Here is a 19,930-nt window from a genome sequence, read left to right on the forward strand (position 1 = left end):
CCGTTGGCTGAACCGTCTCCGAGAGGGCGCAGACATGTTGAAATGGGCTCTGATCTTTCTTGTGGTCTCCCTTGTGGCCGGAGCCCTGGGCTTTACGGGCATCGCATCGGGCGCCCGGAGCATCGCCAAGGTCCTGTTCGGCATCTTCCTCCTGTTCTTCATCATCCTGATCCTCCTCGCCTGGGGAGCCGGTGAACTGATCTTCTAAGATCCGTCCGGCATCACCCGTCGTTCCATGCGCCCCCAAGCGCGACCGCCCTGCGGATTGGGAGGCTTGGCGATGCATGCACTGGATGCATGAAGTCCCTGCCGTGCGAGGTCTGCCTTCTTGTCCCCGGCTCGCTATAGGGGCTGCTCAACTTTTTCATTTCCGGGCGCCGGGTTGAAACTTTCTGTCTCGCTGCTGCCTTGAAAGATAAATTTATGAAAGGGACGCCCATGAAACGTCGTGCATTCCTCCAGGCCGCCACGGTTGGCGTGGCTGCAGGGGCCGTCGCCAAGCCCGCGATCGCCCAGTCGAACCCCGAGGTGCGCTGGCGCCTGACCTCGGCTTTTCCCAAGTCGCTGGACACCTTGTTCGGCGGTGGCGAGACGTTCGCCAAGCTCGTTTCCGAGGCCACCGACGGCAAGTTCCAGATCCAGACCTTCGCGCCCGGCGAGATCGTCGGCGCGCCTCAGGCGCTCGACGCCATCGGCGGCGGAACGGTGGAGATGGGCCACACCTGCTCCTACTACTATGTGGGCAAGGATCCGACCTTCGCCATCGGCACCACGCTGCCCTTCGGCCTCAACTCGCGGCAGACCAATGCCTGGCTCTATCACGGCAACGGCAATACCCTGCTGAACGAGTTCTACGCCAAGCACAACGTCTACGCGCTGCCCGCAGGCAACACCGGCGTGCAGATGGGCGGTTGGTTCCGCAAGGAGATCAAGACCGTTCCGGACCTGCAGGGCCTCAAGATGCGCATTGCAGGCCTTGCGGGCCAGATCATGGGCAAGCTCGGCGTGATCCCGCAGCAGATCGCAGGCGGCGACCTCTACCCGTCGTTGGAGCGCGGCACCATCGACGCCGCCGAGTGGGTGGCGCCCTACGACGACGAGAAGCTCGGCCTCAACAAGGTGGCTCCGTACTACTACTATCCCGGCTTCTGGGAGGGTGGTCCCGCCATCCACTTCTTCATCAACCAGGCCAAGTGGAATGAGCTTCCCAAGAACTACCAAGCAGCCGTCCAAGCAGCGGCGGGCTACGTGAATGTGGACACGCAGGCCAAATACGATGCCCGCAATCCGGCGGCTCTTCGCAGCCTGATCGGCGCGGGCGCGCAGCTGCGCCCCTTCTCGCAGGACATCATGGAAGCAGCCTACAAGGCGTCCAATGAGGTCTATGACGAGATCTCGGCCAAGAACCCCGAGTTCAAGAAGATCTACGACAGCTACAAGGCTTTCCGCGGCGAGGAATATCTCTGGTTCCAGGTGGCGGAATACGCCTACGACACCTTCATGATCCGCGCCCGCGCCCGCGGCTGATCAACGAAAAGGCGGACTCTCAGGCCCGCCTTTTCCTGAAGCCTTACTGGCTGGCTGCGGCCGACGTGTCGCCGCCTGCAAGCTTCGAGGCGTAAAGGGCGATAGTGCGCGAATACACCTGGGACTTGTTCCAGGCCCGGATGGCCTCGAAGTTCTGGGATCCGGGCGCCCAATCGCCGCCTCTGACCCAGCCATGGCCTTTCAGGTAATTGGCCGTTGACGCGAGCACGTCGGCAGGGCTGCGCAAGAGATCGGCCCGCCCGTCACCGTCGAAATCGATGGCGTATTTCACGTAGGACGAAGGCATGAATTGGGTCTGGCCCATTTCGCCGGCCCATGCGCCACGCATCTCGGCAGGCGAGAGATCGCCCTTGTCCACAATGCGCAGCGCATCGAAGAGATGTCCCGTAAAGAACTCCGTGCGCCGGCAATCATAGGCGAGCGTCGCCACCGAGCGGATGACCGGGAGGTTGCCTCGCACGGCCCCGAAATCGGTCTCCAGGCCCCAGATGGCCACGAGCACGGGGCCCGGCACGCCGAAGCGTTGCTCGATCCGCGCGAGCGTCGCAGCATGGCGCTTCAACTGGTTCGCGCCGCCTCTGAGACGTCCGGGTGAGATCATGCGGCCCGAGAACTGTTCGAAGCTCTGCTTGAACACGCCTTGGCCGCGATCCTTCTTGATCACGCTTTGATCGAAGGTCACGCCGGACAATCCCTGTCTGACGGCCTCCGCCGAAATGCCCTGCGCCACCGCTTCCTGCCCGATGTCGTCGAGCCATTTCTCGAAGCCTGCCGGATCGCGGCAGGTTGCTGCCGAGGCCTGACCTGCCGCGAGGAGGGCGGCGGCCAGAACGGAGGCGCGCATGAAAGCCTGCATGAAGTCTCTCCAGTTCGTTCGGTTCCTGAGCGAGGTAGGGCCATTCTCCGGCAACTCAAGGCCACGTTGTTGCGAAAGCAACTTGCGCAGTCCAGGAGCGTTGCTATGGAAGCTAGGGTGCGTTCAGGTGGAGAGGCGCGGTGCGCAGCAACGAATATTGGCGAGCATGGTCGGGCATGGCTGCTTTTCTGGCCTTGCTTGCAGCCGCCCCGGTCGTGCAGGCCGCAAATGTCTCTCCCGGTCCGGACCTCGTGAGCGAAACCATTCAGACCCGGTTCGATCCTGTGACGCGGCAGACACAGGTTGCAGGCAAAGTTGCGTCGGATCTCTGCTTCCACCTGTCCCTGCCGGACGAGTGGCGCCGGAGCGAGGAGGGGCTCAAGGCCGTCGTCTCGCATGTGGAGCTTGGCGTGAGCCTTCGCTCCGCCCGTGAGCTTCGCGACATGCCGCAGCCCGACCTCGCAAGCCGCGACGCCGCCTTCCTGCAGCGAGACTACGAGGAGCTTCTCGGGCGCCCCGCGCAATCCGTCTCCGTTTCCTCAAATGCCGGGGCCATGCGCTGGTCCGCTACGTGGGTGGATGTGAACCTGCCGACGGCCTCGCATGCCATGACCGTCGAGACCTTGATCGTGCCGCTCTCGAACGAATGGGTGCTCGAGCTGTCGCTTTCGGGAGCTGAGACGCAAGGCGCCTACAATACGCTCGCCCAGCGGCTGCTGACGAACCTGAAGGTGCAGGGCAGGGGGGGCTGTCAGGCCTGAGAGCCACGGCACCAGAGGGCTGGCATCCGCAAGCCTTGAACCGCCACCGATTCGAAGCTAGCCATGATGCGGGCCTGCTGGCCGCACACAGGCGAATGCCCGGGAAAAGTCATGGATGTGATCATCTACCATAATCCGCAGTGCGGAACTTCGCGCAACACCTTAGGGCTCATCCGCAATGCCGGGATCGAGCCGCACATCGTCGATTATGTGAAGACCCCGCCGACGCGCCTCCTTCTGCGCCAGCTCATCGCCCGGATGGGTGTGAGCGTCCGCGATGTCATCCGCGAGAAGGGCACGCCGTTTCAGGAACTCGGACTCGGCGATCCTTCCGTGAGCGACGACCAGCTTCTCGATGCCATGATGGCGCATCCCATCCTGATCAATCGCCCCATCGTGGTCACGCCCATGGGCGTCAGGCTCTGCCGTCCGTCCGAGGCCGTCCTCGACATCCTGCCGCCGCAGCAGGGCGAGTTCGTCAAGGAGGATGGCGAGCCGGTGGTCGATGCCTCCGGCCGGCGCGTCGGATTAGCCTAGGGCCTGAAGGGAACAAGCCGCCTTTCCTCCTGTTCAGGGACAGGACGTCTCAGCTGAAGGAAAGGCAAGGCAATGGAGCTTCAAGGCAAGGTCGCGCTCGTGACAGGCGCAGGATCCGGCATCGGCAAGGCGGCGGCCATGCGCTTCGCGCGCGAAGGAGCCTCGGTGGGCGTGCTGAGCCATACCGAGGATGAAATCCGCAAGGTCGCCGAGGAAATCGAGAGGGCCGGCGGCAGGGCCGTTCCGCTTGTGGCCGATGTGGGCGACGACGGCCAGATGAAAAAGGCGGTAGCCGATCTGGTGCAGGCCTATGGCGGCCTCGACATCGTCTTCGCCAATGCGGGCATCAACGGCGTCTGGGCTCCCATCGACGAGCTTCAGCCGGACGAGTGGGACCGCACCATCAAGACGAATCTGCGCGGCACCTATCTGACGATCCATTATGCCGTGCCGCACCTGAAGAAGGCTGGAGGCTCCATCGTCATCACCGCTTCGATCAACGGCTCCCGCACCTTCACGTCGGCCGGTGCGACGGCCTACTCCGCCACGAAGGCCGCGCAGGTGGCGATGGCGCAGATGCTGGCGGTTGAACTCGCCAAGCACAAGATCCGCGTTAATGTCGTTTGCCCCGGCAAGATCGACACGGAGATCCAGGAGAATACCCAGAAGCGCGATACGCAAGAGGCGGAGGTTCCGGCCGAGTACCCGGAAGGTCCGATCCCGCTCACCGGCAAGGAGCCGGGAACGAGCGAAGAGGTGGCGGAGCTCGTGTTTTTCCTGGCCTCCGACCGTTCCCGCCATATCACCGGCACACCCGTCTGGATCGACGGCGGGCAATCCCTGCTGGTCTGATCGCAAGGTTCCTGGAGGCGCTTATTGCGCCTCCAGCTGCGTACCCACGGGGACCGTCGGCTCCATGACGAAGTGGTCCTTGTCGGCCGTAAGAGGCGCTGCGCGCTGAAGACTGCGATAGGCGCCCCAGATCGCCATGAGAGCCTGGGCTACGATGACGACGTACAAGAGCCTCAGGCGCCCGAATTCGGTCATGGCCACGCCGGAAATCACCGGGCCCACGGCCGCGCCGACGCCTTGCAGGATCAGCAGGCCGCCGGCGGCCGCCACGAACTCACCGGGCCGCACCATGTCGTTCACATGCGCCGTGACGATGCTGTAGGTCGGGATCACGCTGCCGCCGAAGATGGCCACATACATGAACAGCAGCCATACAGGCACATCGGGCGACACGAAATGGATCAGCGCCAGCAGGATCGAAGCCGCCATGGCGGCCGCTCCGATGATCACGTGGCGGCGGTCCATGCGATCGGACAGCCAGCCCAGCGGCCATGTGGTGAGAAAGCCGCCCAGGGTGCCGCAGGTCATGAAGATGGCGATCTCCACCGTGTCCAGTCCACGCTCCTGCGCCCAGATGGGCCCGAGGCTAAAGAACGAGCTCGTGGTGATGCCGCACAGCACCGCCGCCACCACGCCGAACGGCGACTGCCGGTAGAGCCGCATCAGGTTGATCCTGGTGTCGCTCACCGCCTGCGCAGGTGCGGTTGCCCGAGACAGGGCCGTGGGCACGAGGGCCAGCGAGATGAGAATGGTGACGAAGCAGAACAGCCTGAATCCATGGGGATCGCCCGTCGGCAGGAGCATCTGTCCGCCGATCCCGGCGATCAGCCCTGTCATTCCATAAAGGCTCAGGATCTGGCCCCGTGTCTGCGCGGTCACGGAAGCGTTGAGCCAGCTCTCGACAACGATGAAGAGCCCGGCAAAGCAGAAGCCCGTGACGGCACGCGCCGCAATCCACACGGCGGGGCTGATCACGAGGAGATGCAGAAGCGCGACGGATGCGGCCACGGCCGCGAGCGCCGCGAAGGTGCGCGTATGCCCCACCTGCAGGATCAGCCTGCCGGCCCAAAGGGACCCGATGACGATGCCGACCCAGAACGCGGCCCCAACGGCCCCAATCTCGGTAGGCGTGAATTGCTCGATGCTCCCGCGCACGCTGAGCAGGGTGCCCTGCAGAGTGTTTCCGACCTGCATGAGGGCGTAGCCGAGCAGAAGGGCGAGGAGGGTTGGCAGCGTGGCCCGCAAGGACGAAGACATGGGCTCTCCTGTAGGCGAGATCCTGTGGCTCAGGTGTGCGGCGTGCCGGGGCTCGTCCGGCCACCGTGCCCACATGGACGTGCCAAAGCCCGGCGCCGGAAGGCCCCGTTCTCAAGCGTTCGACGATGGTGGACTGCGAGCCCCGTGCCTGGGTTGAACTCTGGGGCCGGGGGCAGGTTCCGATGTTTCTTGCTGCAGCGCGAAAGGCAAAAGAAAGGCCCGGCTTGCGCGCAAGCCGGGCCTTTCTGAAAAAGCTTTGTACGTCCTGCCTCAGCTATCCATCTTCAGCGCGGCAATGAAGGCTTCCTGCGGGATGTCGACCTTGCCGAACTGGCGCATCCGCTTCTTGCCTTCCTTCTGCTTGTCGAGCAGTTTGCGCTTGCGCGAGGCGTCGCCGCCGTAGCACTTGGCGGTCACGTCCTTGCGGAGCGCCCGGATTGTCTCGCGGGCGATGATCTTGCCGCCGATGGCGGCCTGGACCGGGATCTGGAACATGTGCGGCGGGATCAGTTCCTTGAGCTTCTCGCACATGGCGCGGCCACGGCCCTCCGCCCGGTCGCGATGGACCAGCATGGAGAGCGCATCCACCGGCTCGGCATTGACCAGCACCGACATCTTCACGAGATCGCCCTCGCGGTAGTCGGAGATATGATAGTCGAAGGAGGCGTAGCCCTTCGAGATCGACTTCAGGCGGTCGTAGAAGTCGAACACCACCTCGTTGAGCGGCAGGTCGTAGACCACCATGGCGCGCTTGCCGACATAGTTCAGGTCGATCTGGATGCCGCGCCGCTCCTGGCACAGCTTGAGCACGGAGCCGAGATAATCGTCGGGCGTGAGGATGGTGGCGCGGATCCACGGCTCCTCGATGGTTTCGATCTTCATCACGTCCGGCATGTCGGCCGGATTGTGCAGCTCGATGGTCGAGCCGTCGCGCAGCTTCAGGTGATAGACCACCGACGGGGCGGTGGAGATGAGATCGAGGTTGAACTCGCGCTCCAGACGCTCCTGGATGATCTCGAGGTGCAGAAGCCCGAGGAAGCCGCAGCGGAAGCCGAAGCCGAGCGCCGCCGAGGTTTCCATCTCGTAGGAGAAGCTGGCATCGTTCAGGCGCAGCTTGCCCATAGCGGAACGCAGGTTCTCGAACTCGGCGGCATCGACCGGGAAGAGGCCGCAGAACACCACCGGCTGCACGGGCTTGAAGCCGGGCAGCGCTTCCGCCGTGGGCTTGCGATCGTCCGTGATGGTGTCGCCGACGCGGGTATCGGCCACTTCCTTGATCGACGCGGTGAAGAAGCCGACCTCGCCGGGGCCGAGCACGGCCATTTCCTGCATCTTCGGCGAAAACACGCCCACGCGGTCGAGGCTGTAGGTGGCGTTGGTCCCCATCATCTTGATGGTGGAGCCCTTCTTCATGGACCCGTCGATGATGCGCACCAGCACGACGACGCCGAGATAGGCGTCGTACCAGGAATCGACGAGGAGCGCCTTGAGCGGCGCATCCGGGTCGCCCTTGGGCGGCGGCAGCTTCTGGACGATGGCCTCCAGCACGCCTTCGATGTTCAGGCCGGTCTTGGCCGAAATCGGCACCGCGTCCGATGCGTCGATGCCGATCACCTCCTCGATCTGCTCCTTGATCCGGTCCGGATCGGCGGCGGGCAGGTCGATCTTGTTCAGAACGGGCACGATCTCGTGGTTGGCGTCGATGGCCTGGTAGACGTTGGCGAGCGTCTGCGCTTCCACGCCCTGGGAGGCGTCGACGACCAGGAGCGAGCCCTCACAGGCGGCAAGCGAGCGCGAGACCTCGTAGGCGAAGTCCACGTGGCCGGGGGTATCCATGAGGTTCAGGATGTAGGTCTTGCCGTTCTGCGCCTTGTATTCCAGGCGCACGGTCTGCGCCTTGATGGTGATGCCGCGCTCGCGCTCGATATCCATGTTGTCGAGCACCTGCTCCGTCATCTCGCGGGCGGTGAGCGCCCCCGTGGTCTGGATCAGACGGTCGGCAAGCGTGGACTTGCCATGGTCGATATGGGCCACGATGGAGAAGTTGCGGATGTTGTCGAAGGTGCGTGCGGTCATAATCTTGCAAAAATAGGAACGGTTGCGCCGCAATAGCAGGGCAGGCCCCTAAAGCCAAGGGAAGTCGGTAGAGCGGGGCAGGGGCTAATCGCCCTAGGGCTCTGGAATCCGGGCTATTCCAGCCGCACGAGAGCCTCGGCCCGGGCGAGATCCTTGGGACGCCCGAACCGCCGGCAGATTTCGATCAGCTCCGGCCGGGAGGGAGCATGGACGATTCTTCCGTCCACGAGGAAGGATTGACGGGTGGTGGGCTCCACGGGCCGCCAGACCTCCTGCGTCCGGATCTGGAACCCGCCCATGAACTCAACGGGAAGGGGCGGCTCCACCCAACGTCCGAAGACCTCGGACCGGAACAGGGCTGTGCCGCCGTCATCGACTGGGGGAATGTCCAGTTTCGACAGCACCTGCCGGGCGTCACGGGCGCTCATGACCACATCGACATCTGGAATCGCGGATTGAAACCCATGCAGCCCGGCCGCGGCGCCGCCGATCAGCCACCACGAGTCCTGCACCCCCGTCGAAGCATCCGCCAGCATTGCCAGGGTTCGCAGGACCGGTGCGGGAAGATCAGGAGGGGCTGGGGAGGGCATGATCGGCGCACGTGCTTTGCAAATATCGGGATCATACCCTCATGGGAGAATTATCGGGAGTCGTCAGTGCCCGGAGGCGAGCTTCGCCCCCTCCTTGTTGTGGGTGCCGATGCGGTCCACCAGGGTGGCGCTGGCCTCGTTCAGGCCCACGATCTCCACCGGAATGCCGTGGTGGCGGAACTTCAGCACCACCCGGTCGAGGGCGTTGATGCCGGTGATGTCCCAGAAATGGGAGGCCGTCACGTCGATCACCACTTGGCGGAGATCCTCCTCCCGGAAGTCGAAGGCGCTGTGGAAGGCCTCCCCCGTGGCGAAGAAGATCTCGCCGTTGACCTTGTAGGTGCGCACGTCGCCCTCGCGGGTGGAGGCGATGCTGAAGAACTTGGCCACTTTCCGGGCGAAGAAGATGCCGCTCAGGATCACGCCCACCAGCACGCCCTTGGCGAGATCGTGGGTGAACACCACGACAGCCACGGTCGCCAGCATGACGATGCTGGAGCTTTTCGGATACAGGCGCATGGCCAGGATCGAACCCCACTGGAAGGTGTTGATCGACACCATGATCATCACCGCAACCAGGGCCGCCATCGGGATCTGGCGCACCCACTCGTCGAGCACGAGGATCAGGAAGAGCAGGAACGCGCCCGCCCACAGAGCCGAGAGCCGCCCGCGACCGCCGGAGGAGACGTTGATCACCGACTGGCCGATCATGGCGCAGCCCGCCATGCCGCCGAAGAGCCCCGCAACGATGTTGGCGATGCCCTGTCCCGTGCATTCGCGGTTCTTCGAGCTGTCCGTATCGGTCATCTCGTCCACGATGGCGGCCGTCATGAGGGATTCGAGCAGCCCCACCATGGTGAGGGTGAGCGAATAGGGCAGGATGATCTTGAGCGTGTCGAGGTTCAGCGGGATGTCCGGAAGGGCAAAGACCGGCAGGTCGCTCGGCAATTGGCCCATGTCGCCCACGGTACGCAGGTCGAGGCCGAAATAGATTGCGGCGGCGGTCAGCAGCACGATGGTGACGAGGGCGGATGGGACCACCTTCGTGACGAGAGGCAGCAGATAGATGATCGCAAGGCCCACCGCGACCATCCCATACATCAGCGGTCCCTGACCCACGAATTCAGGAAGCTGCGCCATGAAGATCAGGATGGCGAGGGCATTCACGAAGCCCGTCACCACCGAACGGGAGACGAAGCGCATCAGGTCGCCCAGACGAAAAAAGCCCGCAACGATCTGAAACGCTCCCGTCAGAAGCGTGGCCGCGAGCAGGTACTGCAGCCCGTGGTCCTTGACGAGGGTGCCCATGACGAGCGCCATGGCGCCCGTGGCGGCCGAGATCATGCCGGGACGCCCGCCAGCGATGGCGGTGACGACCGCGATGCAGAAGGAGGCATAAAGCCCGACCTGCGGGTCGACGCCGGCAATGATCGAGAACGCAATGGCTTCGGGGATCAGGGCGAGGGCGACCACGGTGCCGGCAAGCAGATCGCGCGGCACGTTGGGAAACCACTCGGCCTTGAGACGGGAGAGATGAGACATGGCAGAAAACTCGCGAGCCCTGACGGGAGGGCATGATGACGCCGTGGGCGGGCAGGCCCGCTCGGCGGGCGTCCCTGCGGCGTGCAGGGCTGGGGATGCTTCGAGGAGCGCGCAGTTGCGCCGGGCACGCGCTACGGCGGCGTCATCCGCGGGGTCTTTGCCGGAGCCTCAACGTAAATCATGCCCCCTCTTAGCAGCATGCTCCCGCATGGCAACGGGCCTGCATGGGATCGGGGCATGTTCGGGGCACATGCATGAACCGGCCCTGTGGCCGCCGGAGGCTGTGCACTATGCTTCTCGGGCGAAGATCCCGACCGGCGTGCCGCCCGAGGCCCGATCCTGTCCATCACATTCGCTGGATCGGCGGTCAAGGTGCGGGGCCCCGGCCTTGATTCAAAGGCCATTTCGACTAAAACCTTATGGCCTCGCTTGAGCCGGCATATCGGTGATCTCCCCCTTGAGGAAGCAATGGACCAGAGGTCTGCAAAACTGGATCGCCGGGCTGGGGCAGCCTGCGCAAGGCGAGGCCCATGACCCTTCGCGCACGGCTCTACCTGCTCGTCTTCCTGGCCCTGGCCCCAGCCTTTGCGCTGCTGTTCTACAACGACTGGAGCGACCGCAAGCGTCGTGAAGCCCAGGCCGAGGCCGAGGCGCTCCGCTACGCGCGTCTGGTCTCGAGCGAGATGGACCGCTTGTTCGAGGGAATACGAGCTCAGCTCAGTGCCGTCGCCGAAGCGCCTGTGGTGCAGAACTTCAGCGATCCGGAATGCGGCCGCTATCTGGTGAGGCTCGAAACCACCAATGCGGCCACCACTTCCGTGTCGGTCTATGACACCACGGGCGCCCGCCGGTGCAGCGCCGTCGATCTGGTGAACATCATGGATCGCCCGTATTTCAAGCAGGCCCTTCAGTCCGACGAGTTCATCGTCGGCGAATACGTCGTGGGCAAGACCTCGGCCTTGCCGGTGCTACCCTTCGCCATGCGGATCAGAAAGGGCGGAGAGGTTACCGGCGTCATCGTCACCACCCTGCGGCTGGACTGGCTTCGGCAGTATCTCACCGACAGAAGCGGGGATTTCCCGTCGCGCAGCTCGATCACGGTCATCGACCGGAGTGGAACCATTCTGGTCCGCGTGCCCAACCGCGAGCGCGAGGGCACCAAGCTCTTCCGCTACCCCGAGCTTCTCACGGCGCAGCAGAGCGGAACCCTCACGTCCACTGCCGAGAACACCGCCGACGGGGTCGCTCGCCTGCTCGGCTATACCGCCATCGGAGAGCGGCCGCGCGGCATCGGAGTGTCCGTCGGCATTCCTTTGGATGTGATCTTCGCCGGACTGGAGGAGGTCCGGCTTCGCAATCTTCTGCTGCTGGGAATCACCGCTCTTCTTGCGCTCCTTGCCGCCCATCTTGCCGGGCGCGCCTTCGTCATTCAGCCGGTCTCCAAGCTTCTCGCGGCGGCGGAGCGTCTGCGCAAGGGCGACCTGACCGCCCGCGTGGACGTCGGCAATCCCGGCTCGGAACTCGGACGTCTCTCCGCAGCCTTCAATGCCATGGCGGTGGATCTAGAGAACTCGCTCCAGTACAAGGACATGCTCCTGCGCGAGCTGAGCCATCGCGTCATGAACAGCCTGCAGACCATCGCAGCGCTGTTCGTCATGCAGGCCAGAACCATGAAGGATGCGGAGGCTCGCGGCCATTTCGATCAAGCCGTATCCCGCATCAATTCGGTGGCTCTGGCCTATCGCCGCCTGCATGCGGCAAGGGGTGTCGAGGTTGTCGAGTTCGCGACCTTCATCCGCGAGCTCTGCAGCGAACTCCAGTCCTCGATGCTTCCGGACGGTAGCCCCATCACGGTCGAGGCGGACCCGACATTGCTGAGCCCGGACCAGGCCATGCCCCTCGCTCTGGTCGTGAACGAACTGGTGACGAACGCGATCAAGCATGGAGGGACGGACCCGTCCATCACGGTCAAGCTTGGGTGGTCGAGCGAGGGATGCCGTCTGGCGGTGCGCAATCGCGGCGAGCTTCCCACGAACTACGACCCTACGAATACGAAGGGCTTCGGAATGCGGATGGTCAGAACCACGGTCGACCAGCTCGGCGGTCATTTCGAGGCGGCCAGCATGGCGGGGGAGACCGAATTCGCGATCACCTTCCCGCCGTCCGTGCAGCAGATGGCGATCGCCAGGGTTGTCGAGGGCGGCCAGGAGGCCCTTCGCTGACGCAGGGCGGCGCCGGTGCAAGGGGGGATGATCCAGGTCCGGCCCTTCAGGGAAACGGGCCTGGATCGGAGGAACATTACGCGGACCCATATCTTTTCCACCAGCTATCGGACGTGGAGCACGATATGATCCGTCTTCAACTGAGCCTTGCATTCCTGCTGATCTCAGCCTTGGCCCATGCCCAGAACCAGACCGCGGCCGCGACCCCGCCCGGCGTTGCCACCGATGGGGACGGCTGGCTCTGGCTGCTCGTCATTCCCTTCATCGTGGTGGCCGTTGGCGTCTATCTCTTCATCAAGAGAGGGCGCGCGGCGCGGTAGCGACCCGTTCGGGGGCGATCGCATCGCATCTGCGATCCTGTCCCGCTCGATGCGCCTTTCCCATGACAGTTCCGATCGTCGCTGGGGCTTGCCCGGAACGGGTTTCTTGCGCCGAAACCGGGCGCGCCTCCCGGAATAAGCCGTCTTACTCCTGTCATTGGCCCTTGCCTAAGCAGGCCCCGCGCGAGAGGTTTCCTTTAGGGAAGCCGAAATCCGGCATGTGCAGGAGGAAACCAAGTGAGAAGAGCAGCTCTGGCGACGTTGATCATGTGTGCGGTCGCCTCTCCGTCGATTGCGCAGACCATGAGCCATAACAATCGCATCGACCTGATCCGCCCGGATGCGCCGGCGCTCGCCAAGCATGGGGAACATGCGATCGGCGTACGCAGCATCGAGGCGATCAACAAGAATCAGATCGATGTTCTGAAGGCCGTCGCAGGCCAGGAGCCGCCCCGCTACGACCGCAGGCTCATGCTCGAGGTCTGGTACCCGGCCGAGACGCAGGGGAGTCAGCCTGGCGCCTATCCGGGCGTGCTCCTGCGGGACGGCAAGACGCAGGTGACCCTCTACGGCAAGGCCGCCCGGGATGCCGCGCCAAAGCGGGCAGCCGCCGGCCAGGGCGCCTATCCGTTCGTGATCATCAGCCACGGTTATCCCGGCAATCGCTTCCTGCTCAGCCACCTCGCCGAGAACCTCGCCACGAAGGGCTATGTGGTGGCGGCGATCGACCACACGGACTCGACCTATGCCGATCAGGGCAAGTTCGGCTCGACGCTGATCAACCGCTCCCTCGACCAGACGTTCGTCCTCAACGAGATCGATCGGCTCTCGAAGGAAAGCGGCCATTTCCTGAACGGGCTCGTCGACACCTCGCGCACCGGCCTGATCGGCTACTCCATGGGCGGCTACGGCGCGGTGATCACCGCCGGCGCCGGGGTCAGCAAGGAGGCCGTGGCCTATGACGCAGGCGTGCCGCAGGGCATGCTGTCCGTCCATCTGGCCGGTTCGGAAACGCACAAGAAGCTCCGCGACGAGCGGATCAAAGGCGTCATCGCCATCGCGCCCTGGGGCATGCAGCGCGGCTTCTGGAACCAGGAGGGCCTTTCCGGGATCACCACGCCGATCCTCTATGTGGCCGGCAGCAAGGACGATGTCTCGGGCTACGAGAACGGGGTGCGGGTGCTCTACACGGGCACGGTCAACGCCGACCGCTACCTCCTGACGTTCGAAGACGCCAACCACAACGCCGCCGCGCCGATCCCGGCACCGGTCGAGAGCTGGCAGATGGCCGAAGGCGTGACGTCGCCGCCCTTCAACCATTATGCCGATGCGGTGTGGGATACGGTGCGCATGAACAACATCGCGCAGCACTTCGCGACCGCGTTCCTGGGCCGCTACGTGAAGGCGGATGCGGAACTTGGCAGCTACCTCGACGTGCCGGTGGAGCGGGCGAACGACGCCGTCTTTGCCGCCAACAAGGACGGCACGCTGAAGCCGGAGCATACCTACTGGAAGGGCTTTGCCAACCGCACCGCCCTTGGGCTCGTGCTGGAGCGCAAGGCGCGAGCCGCAAACTGACGGCAGGAGGCTCCGCTCGGACAAGACAGGCGCAGGATCACGGTCCTGCGCTTGCCGCTGGAATGGGCGCGGGCACAGGCGGTGGAGGAACGCTGCCTGGCAGCCGGGAGCGGACGATTGCTTGGAGCATTTTCAGGTGAAGTGGATCCGGTTCACCGTTGAACATGCGGCACAGCCAAAAAGAGAGCTGATTCCACGGCAATGGAAACAGCTCTAGAGGCCCGCAAGGCAGCCTCAGAGCGTTTCTTCGTCTCGCCTGAGGCTCAAGCCGCCTGCTGGTCGGGCAACCCGATCGGGATCTTGATCGTGCAGCAGGCTCCCTCCCGCTCGAACCGCATGTCGAGCTGTCCGGCAAGCTCCCGGGTGATCGTCTGGCGCAACAGGCGCGAGCCGAAGCCGGGGCTCGGCTCCCTCTCGACCACGGGCCCGCCCAGCTCGCACCAATCCACCGTCATGACGGTGCCGCTGTCCCATCCGTCGATGGCCCAGTCCACATTCACCTTTCCCGATGAGGTCGACAGGGCGCCGTACTTGACCGCATTGGTGGCGAGTTCATGGAAGGCCATGCCCAGCACCACGGCCTGTTTCGGGGCAAGCTGCACGTCCGGCCCGCTGATCCCGATCCGCGACGGCGCCGTCATGTAGGGCCCGAGTTCGGTCTCCAGGATGGTCCTGAGGGAGGCGCCCTCCCAATGGGTCTCGTTGAGGAGGTTGTGCGTGCGCGAAAGGGCCAGCAGGCGCTCCTGGAAGCGCTCCTGCGCCATCTGGGGCGATATCCCCGAACGGTTGGACTGCCAGGCCAGGGACTGGACCGTCGCGAGGGTGTTCTTCACCCGGTGGTTCAGCTCGTCGATGAGAAGCTTCTGGCGCCGGTCGGCCGCCCGGCGCTCGGTGATGTCCTCGACCACCCGCACCGCATGGAGAAAGCCGCCCGATGCATCCCGTAGGGCCGTGCTGCTGACGCGGGCCCAGCCGCTGCTGCCGTTCTTGCGCCTGAACTGGCTCTCGGTGGTGTAGGTGTCCAGCTCGCCCGCAACCTGCTTGGCGAAGAGCTCCAGATCGTGGTCCAGGCTGCCGGCCTCGGTCGCGTGGGCGAAGTGCCGCCCGATCAACTCCTCGCGCGTATGGCCTGTGAGCTTGCAGCGGGTTTCGTTGACGGAGATGAAGCGGCCTTCCCGGTCCACCTCGGCGATGCCCACTGCGGCGTTCTCGTGCGTGGCGCGCAGGCGCGCTTCGCTCGTCCGCAGGGCCGCCTCGCGCTCCTGAAGCTCCATCGAAGCCGCCGCGAGGGCGCTGCCGACCCGTTCGATTTCCGCAAGTCCGCTCGCCGGGACCGTGATCGGCTCGCCACGTCCCAGGCGCTGCGCCAGAATGCCCAGCCCCTCGACGGGATCCGCGATGCTGCGTCCGACCAGCCAAGCCATCATGGCTCCGAGGGTCAGAAGAAGTCCGCCGGCTCCGGCGAGGTACAGGGCGGAGTGCCATGGGGCGGCCGTGATCTCGGACCGTGGGACCGCAACGATGGTCGACCATCCAGAACCCGGGGAGCGGGACAGGGCCAGCAGTGTCGGAACGCCATCGAGGGAAATGCTTTCGAAAACGCCTTGCCGCAGTCCCGCCCGAACCCGTTCTACATTTTCCGAGGTCGCCGGCTTGCCAACGAAGCGATCGGCGTCCCGGCTTCTTGCGACCACTGTTCCGTTGCGGTCGACGATCGCACCGATCCAGTCCGGGGGCAGACCCTGGTCAGCCAGTATGCTGCTGACCGTGCTGGCCAGCATGTTGATGTTGACGTAAAGCTCGGACCCGTCCTTCGTGAGCACAACGGCATCGACGCCGACGGCCGGCTGCCTCGCCATAAAACCGGTAAACAGGTTGCTGATCCTGATCTGCCCGGCGGTCAGGCCCCTGCGGTGATCCTTGCTCTCGATCACCGGCAGCGAACTGCCGGGGGGGAGCAGGGTATTGACGACCTGCCCCCGTTCGTCCGCAACGACGATCCAGGTGTCCGGCAGGCGGATGGCGGCCCGCGCACGGGCGTCGAACTCGGCGTAGTCCTTCTCAAGGAGTTGCGGGGACGTCGACAGGGCCCAGATCAGGGCCTCCAATTGCCCGAATTGGCGATCCACCACGAGCGAAAGAGCCCGGGCGGTCTCCTGAAGATGCTTTTCGACCTCCTGCCGATCATGCCGGTATCCGGCGTAGACAATGATCCCCGCAGCTGCGAGCGCCGGGATCAGCAGGGCAAGGGCGAGAAGGATCAGGCGGGATCGCACCGACGCGAGGCGCGGGCGGGCTCCCACCCATAGTCCAGCCGGTTCCGGTAAGGATTTTCCCACTCTATGATCGCCCCCGCTCGGGACCTGCGCCCCGATGATATGGCGCAGCCTATAAGCTTTGCCATGGTGTGCATCAAGCCATGAGCCACCGCGCTGGCACCTTGCGATAGCGTGGCAACCCTGTCCAGGTGAATCGTCGAGGCGTCAGGGTCGGCCTGGATTGTTGGGGCGGGCAGAGCAGGGCAGGCCTTATCGCCCCTGCTCCAGAATCCGCGAGATCACCTTGGCGGTATAGTCCACCATCGGCACGATGCGGGCATAGTTCAGCCGGGTCGGCCCGATGACGCCCAGCACGCCGACAATCTTCTGGCTGCCGTCCCGGAAGGGAGCGGCGATCATCGAGGAGCCGGAGAGCGAGAAGAGCTTGTTTTCCGAGCCGATGAAGATGCGCACGCCTTCGCCGCCCTCGGCCCGGCTCAGGAGATCGATCACGTCGGTCTGCGTCTCAAGATCCGAGAAGAGCAGGCGGATGCGCTCCAGGTCTTCCACGGCCTTGAGGTCGTCGAGGAGGTTGGCCTGGCCACGCACGATGAGCTGGCGCGCGCCTGCCGGGCCAACCGTGGTGGCAAGCCCTGCTTCCACGAGCCGGGCCGTGAGCGTATCGAGCTCACGCTCCATGTCCCCGCGGCGGGTTTCGACCTCGCGCTTGATGTCCCCGATGGTCTTGCCCTGTATGCGGGCATTCAGGAAGTTGCCGGCCTCTACCAAAGCGCTGGCCGGCAGACCGGCAGGCAGGTCGAGGAGGCGGTTTTCCACCGAGCCGTCCTCGGACACGAGCACCACGAGGGCGCGGGTCGGGTCGAGGCGCACGAATTCGATATGCTTCAACCGCGCATTGGACTTCGAGGTCACGACCACGCCCGCGCCCCGCGACACGCCCGAGAGCAGCGCCGAGGCCTCGGCCAGAGCCGTTTCCATGGTGTGGCCGGAGGCTGCCGCCTTCATCTGCGCCTCGATCCGCGACCGCTCCTCGGAGGTCACGTCGCCGATCTCCATCATGGCGTCGACGAAGAAACGCAGGCCGGTTTCGGTGGGCAGGCGCCCGGCGCTGGTGTGGGGTGCGAAGATCAGGCCCGCCGCCTCCAGATCCGCCATCACGTTGCGGATGGAGGCGGGCGAGAGCGGCATCGGCAGGATGCGCGAGAGGTGGCGCGAGCCCACGGGGTCGCCGGTCACCAGATAGCTTTCGACGATCTGGCGGAAGATCTCGCGGGAGCGCTCGTTCAGCTCCGCAATGGCGCGGGCCTCCGGCAGATGGGAAAAAGGGCCGATTGCGTGCATCCGCTGGGTTCTACGCTCTCACAAATCCACCATGCAAGTTCGCATTATGTGCGGACGGGGCATCCTTTAGGCAAGGCTTGCGCTTGCCTAAAGCGTCCGGTGGCTCCAAACAGGCTGCAGATCACGAAACTTCAGGAGAATTCCGCCATGCGTCCGTCCAAACGCGCCCCCGACGAATTGCGTCCCGTCACCCTCGAGCGGGGCGTCGCGCGCTACGCGGAAGGCTCCTGCCTCGTGTCCTTCGGCAACACCCGGGTGCTCTGCACCGCCTCGCTCGAGGAAAAGGGTCCGCCGTGGCTGCGCGGCTCCGGCAAGGGCTGGGTGACGGCGGAGTATTCCATGCTGCCGCGCGCCACCCACGAGCGCACCCGCCGCGAGGTCAATTCCGGCAAGCCCTCGGGCCGCACCCAGGAGATCCAGCGCCTGATCGGCCGCTCGCTTCGCGCCGTGGTCAATCTGCCCGCCATGGGCGAGCGGCAGATCGTGCTCGACTGCGACGTGATCCAGGCGGACGGCGGCACCCGCACGGCCTCGATCACCGGCGCCTGGGTGGCGCTGCACGAATGCTTCACCTGGATGCAGGGCCGCTCGATCATCTCAATCAATCCGCTTCGCGAGCCTGTCGCGGCCATTTCCTGCGGCATCTACCAGGGCAAGCCGGTGCTCGACCTCGACTATGCGGAGGACTCCGCCGCCGAGACGGACGCCAATTTCGTGATCACGGGATCGGGCGGCATCGTCGAGGTGCAGGGCACGGCGGAGGGCAAGCCCTTCTCCGAGGAGGAGTTCCTGAGCCTCCTGCGCTTGGCCAAGGCCGGCGTGACGCAGCTCGTGGACCTGCAGAAGAAGGCCGTGGCATGAGCCTGCACCGTGCCCTGACCGGAAAGGTCGTCATCGCCACCCACAACGCCGGCAAGCTGCGCGAGATGCAGGAGCTGCTGGCTCCCTTCGGCATCGAGGCCGTGTCGGCGGGCGAGTTCGGGCTGCCGGTTCCGGACGAGACCGGGCATATGTTCGCCGAGAACGCCGCCATCAAGGCGCACGCCGCCGCCAAGGCCACGGGCCTGCCGGCGCTGTCCGACGATTCCGGCCTGTGCGTCGATGCGCTCGATGGCGCGCCGGGGCTGTTCACGGCCGATTGGGCCGGCCCCAACAGGAACTTTCATGCCGCCATGGAGCGGGTGATGCGCGAGCTGCAGAAGCGCGAAGCGACGGACCGCAAGGCCCATTTCGTCTCCGCCCTCGTCATCGCCTGGCCCGACGGGCACGAGGAGCTGTTCGAGGGCCGGGTCTTCGGCCAGGTCGTGTGGCCGCCGCGGGGCGACAAGGGGTTCGGCTACGATCCCATGTTCCAGCCGGACGGCTTTGCCGAGACCTTCGGCGAGCTGTCCTCCGACGAGAAGCACGGCATCGACTGGTCGAAACCGGAGCCGTCCGGCCTCTCTCACCGGGCGCGGGCCTTCGTGACGCTGGCCGCGGGTTGCCTGAGCAAGGCCTGATTCTTTCGCGCCATCACCAGCCTTGTGCCGGTGATCCCCCTTCAGGAGGCGCTGCGCTCTTCCCATCATGATGGCCGGAACAAGCCCGGCCATGACGAGGCATAGATTTGCCACAAGAAGGGAGCGCCCCGAAGGGCGCTCCGATTGCTTGATCAGACGTTCGTCGGGCCGTTGCCCCGGCGCTTCGCCATATAGGCGTCGAACTCCTCGCGGTCCTTGGCCCGCTTGAGCTCCTCGACGAAGTTGCGGAAGTCGCGAGCTTCCTCGTCGAGCTTGCGGCGCTCTTCCTCGAGGCGCTCCAGCTCGCTGCGGCGGTAGTCGTCGAAGGCTGCATTGCCCGTGCTGGCGAAGCCGCCGAAACCGGCAGGCCCACGGGAACGGAACAGGTCGTCCTTTGCGCGGCCGAAGGTGTCGTTCAGCAAGGCCTTGGCGGCGTCGTATTTCGGATATCCCATCATTTTCCACACCAGGTAGGCCAGAGCGAGCGGCCAGGCAAAGATGAAGCCCAGAATGATGCCGGCGATCTCCAGGCCGCGTCCGGGCCTGCGCCCGCAGCGGCGGTGAGCGCCGTTGTTCCAGGGGCCCGCTTGCGGGCCCGCATTCCAAGCGGTGGAGGCAGAGTCTGACATCGAGAGGGTCCCTATGTTAATGCTAACAACATTAACATGCGGA

At 64.9% G+C, this 19,930-nt stretch carries 18 protein-coding genes; 10 read left to right on the forward strand and 8 right to left on the reverse strand.

Features of this window, described 5'->3' with window-relative positions; genetic code table 11:
• Positions 1-34 precede the first annotated feature (34 nt).
• Complete coding sequence (locus JKG68_RS14280; protein ID WP_202060581.1) at positions 35-208, forward strand: DUF1328 domain-containing protein; 174 nt, start codon at positions 35-37, stop codon at positions 206-208.
• 230 nt (positions 209-438) lie between these two features.
• Positions 439-1,527 (forward strand): TRAP transporter substrate-binding protein, encoded by a 1,089-nt coding sequence (locus JKG68_RS14285; RefSeq protein WP_202060583.1) that lies wholly within the window; start codon positions 439-441, stop codon positions 1,525-1,527.
• 43 nt (positions 1,528-1,570) lie between these two features.
• On the opposite strand, the gene JKG68_RS14290 is transcribed toward JKG68_RS14285, so the two are convergent.
• A complete protein-coding gene (locus JKG68_RS14290; RefSeq protein ID WP_202060585.1) occupies positions 1,571-2,404 on the reverse strand; it encodes a lytic murein transglycosylase in 834 nt (277 codons plus the stop codon).
• A gap of 176 nt (positions 2,405-2,580) precedes the next feature.
• Between JKG68_RS14290 and JKG68_RS14295 the strand changes: the two genes are divergently transcribed.
• The 3 genes from JKG68_RS14295 to JKG68_RS14305 all read left to right on the forward strand — a co-directional run bounded on the left by JKG68_RS14295 (position 2,581) and on the right by JKG68_RS14305 (position 4,554).
• A complete protein-coding gene (locus tag JKG68_RS14295) occupies positions 2,581-3,165 on the forward strand; it encodes a hypothetical protein (RefSeq protein ID WP_210346329.1) in 585 nt (194 codons plus the stop codon).
• A gap of 111 nt (positions 3,166-3,276) precedes the next feature.
• Positions 3,277-3,702 (forward strand): arsenate reductase (glutaredoxin), encoded by a 426-nt coding sequence (arsC, locus tag JKG68_RS14300; protein ID WP_202060589.1) that lies wholly within the window; start codon positions 3,277-3,279, stop codon positions 3,700-3,702.
• A 72-nt stretch (positions 3,703-3,774) separates the two neighbouring features.
• A complete protein-coding gene (locus JKG68_RS14305) occupies positions 3,775-4,554 on the forward strand; it encodes an SDR family oxidoreductase (RefSeq protein ID WP_202060591.1) in 780 nt (259 codons plus the stop codon).
• A 21-nt stretch (positions 4,555-4,575) separates the two neighbouring features.
• Here JKG68_RS14305 and JKG68_RS14310 read toward each other — a convergent pair whose 3' ends face one another.
• From JKG68_RS14310 to JKG68_RS14325, 4 genes are all read right to left on the reverse strand, one after another.
• Positions 4,576-5,811 (reverse strand): MFS transporter, encoded by a 1,236-nt coding sequence (locus JKG68_RS14310; RefSeq protein WP_202060592.1) that lies wholly within the window; start codon positions 5,809-5,811, stop codon positions 4,576-4,578.
• Positions 5,812-6,081: 270 nt separating this feature from the next.
• The gene (gene lepA / locus JKG68_RS14315) at positions 6,082-7,887 is read right to left on the reverse strand and encodes a translation elongation factor 4 (protein WP_202060595.1); all 1,806 of its coding nucleotides are present in this window, start codon (positions 7,885-7,887) and stop codon (positions 6,082-6,084) included.
• Between the two features lie 113 nt (positions 7,888-8,000).
• Positions 8,001-8,477: a hypothetical protein gene (locus tag JKG68_RS14320; RefSeq protein ID WP_202060597.1), complete on the reverse strand. Its 477-nt coding sequence runs from the start codon at positions 8,475-8,477 to the stop codon at positions 8,001-8,003.
• 63 nt (positions 8,478-8,540) lie between these two features.
• Complete coding sequence (locus JKG68_RS14325) at positions 8,541-10,019, reverse strand: SulP family inorganic anion transporter (protein WP_202060599.1); 1,479 nt, start codon at positions 10,017-10,019, stop codon at positions 8,541-8,543.
• Between the two features lie 530 nt (positions 10,020-10,549).
• Between JKG68_RS14325 and JKG68_RS14330 the strand changes: the two genes are divergently transcribed.
• From JKG68_RS14330 to JKG68_RS14340, 3 genes are all read left to right on the forward strand, one after another.
• Positions 10,550-12,241 carry a sensor histidine kinase gene (locus tag JKG68_RS14330; protein ID WP_202060601.1) on the forward strand — a complete coding sequence of 564 codons (1,692 nt, stop codon included), beginning with the start codon at positions 10,550-10,552 and terminating at the stop codon, positions 12,239-12,241.
• Positions 12,242-12,366: 125 nt separating this feature from the next.
• Positions 12,367-12,561 (forward strand): hypothetical protein, encoded by a 195-nt coding sequence (locus JKG68_RS14335; RefSeq protein WP_202060603.1) that lies wholly within the window; start codon positions 12,367-12,369, stop codon positions 12,559-12,561.
• Between the two features lie 237 nt (positions 12,562-12,798).
• Positions 12,799-14,139, forward strand: coding sequence for an alpha/beta hydrolase family protein (locus JKG68_RS14340; protein ID WP_312890802.1), 1,341 nt, complete (start codon positions 12,799-12,801; stop codon positions 14,137-14,139).
• Between the two features lie 263 nt (positions 14,140-14,402).
• On the opposite strand, the gene JKG68_RS34535 is transcribed toward JKG68_RS14340, so the two are convergent.
• Entirely contained in the window at positions 14,403-16,442 is a 2,040-nt protein-coding gene (locus JKG68_RS34535) for a sensor histidine kinase (protein WP_202060605.1), read from the reverse strand.
• A gap of 225 nt (positions 16,443-16,667) precedes the next feature.
• Positions 16,668-17,759, reverse strand: coding sequence for a heat-inducible transcriptional repressor HrcA (gene hrcA, locus JKG68_RS14350; protein ID WP_202060607.1), 1,092 nt, complete (start codon positions 17,757-17,759; stop codon positions 16,668-16,670).
• A gap of 147 nt (positions 17,760-17,906) precedes the next feature.
• Between hrcA and rph the strand changes: the two genes are divergently transcribed.
• Together rph and rdgB are read left to right on the forward strand one after the other, a co-directional pair.
• Positions 17,907-18,620 (forward strand): ribonuclease PH, encoded by a 714-nt coding sequence (rph, locus tag JKG68_RS14355; RefSeq protein WP_202060609.1) that lies wholly within the window; start codon positions 17,907-17,909, stop codon positions 18,618-18,620.
• Positions 18,617-19,258 carry an RdgB/HAM1 family non-canonical purine NTP pyrophosphatase gene (gene rdgB / locus JKG68_RS14360; RefSeq protein WP_202060615.1) on the forward strand — a complete coding sequence of 214 codons (642 nt, stop codon included), beginning with the start codon at positions 18,617-18,619 and terminating at the stop codon, positions 19,256-19,258. The genes rph and rdgB overlap by 4 nt, the downstream gene beginning before the upstream one ends.
• A 152-nt stretch (positions 19,259-19,410) precedes the next feature.
• Here the strand turns inward: rdgB and JKG68_RS14365 are convergent, their stop codons facing one another.
• Positions 19,411-19,887 (reverse strand): DUF2852 domain-containing protein, encoded by a 477-nt coding sequence (locus tag JKG68_RS14365; protein ID WP_202060618.1) that lies wholly within the window; start codon positions 19,885-19,887, stop codon positions 19,411-19,413.
• Positions 19,888-19,930: the final 43 nt, after the last annotated feature.

This window comes from Microvirga aerilata, assembly GCF_016743775.1.
Classification (GTDB): Bacteria; Pseudomonadota; Alphaproteobacteria; order Rhizobiales; family Beijerinckiaceae; genus Microvirga; species Microvirga aerilata.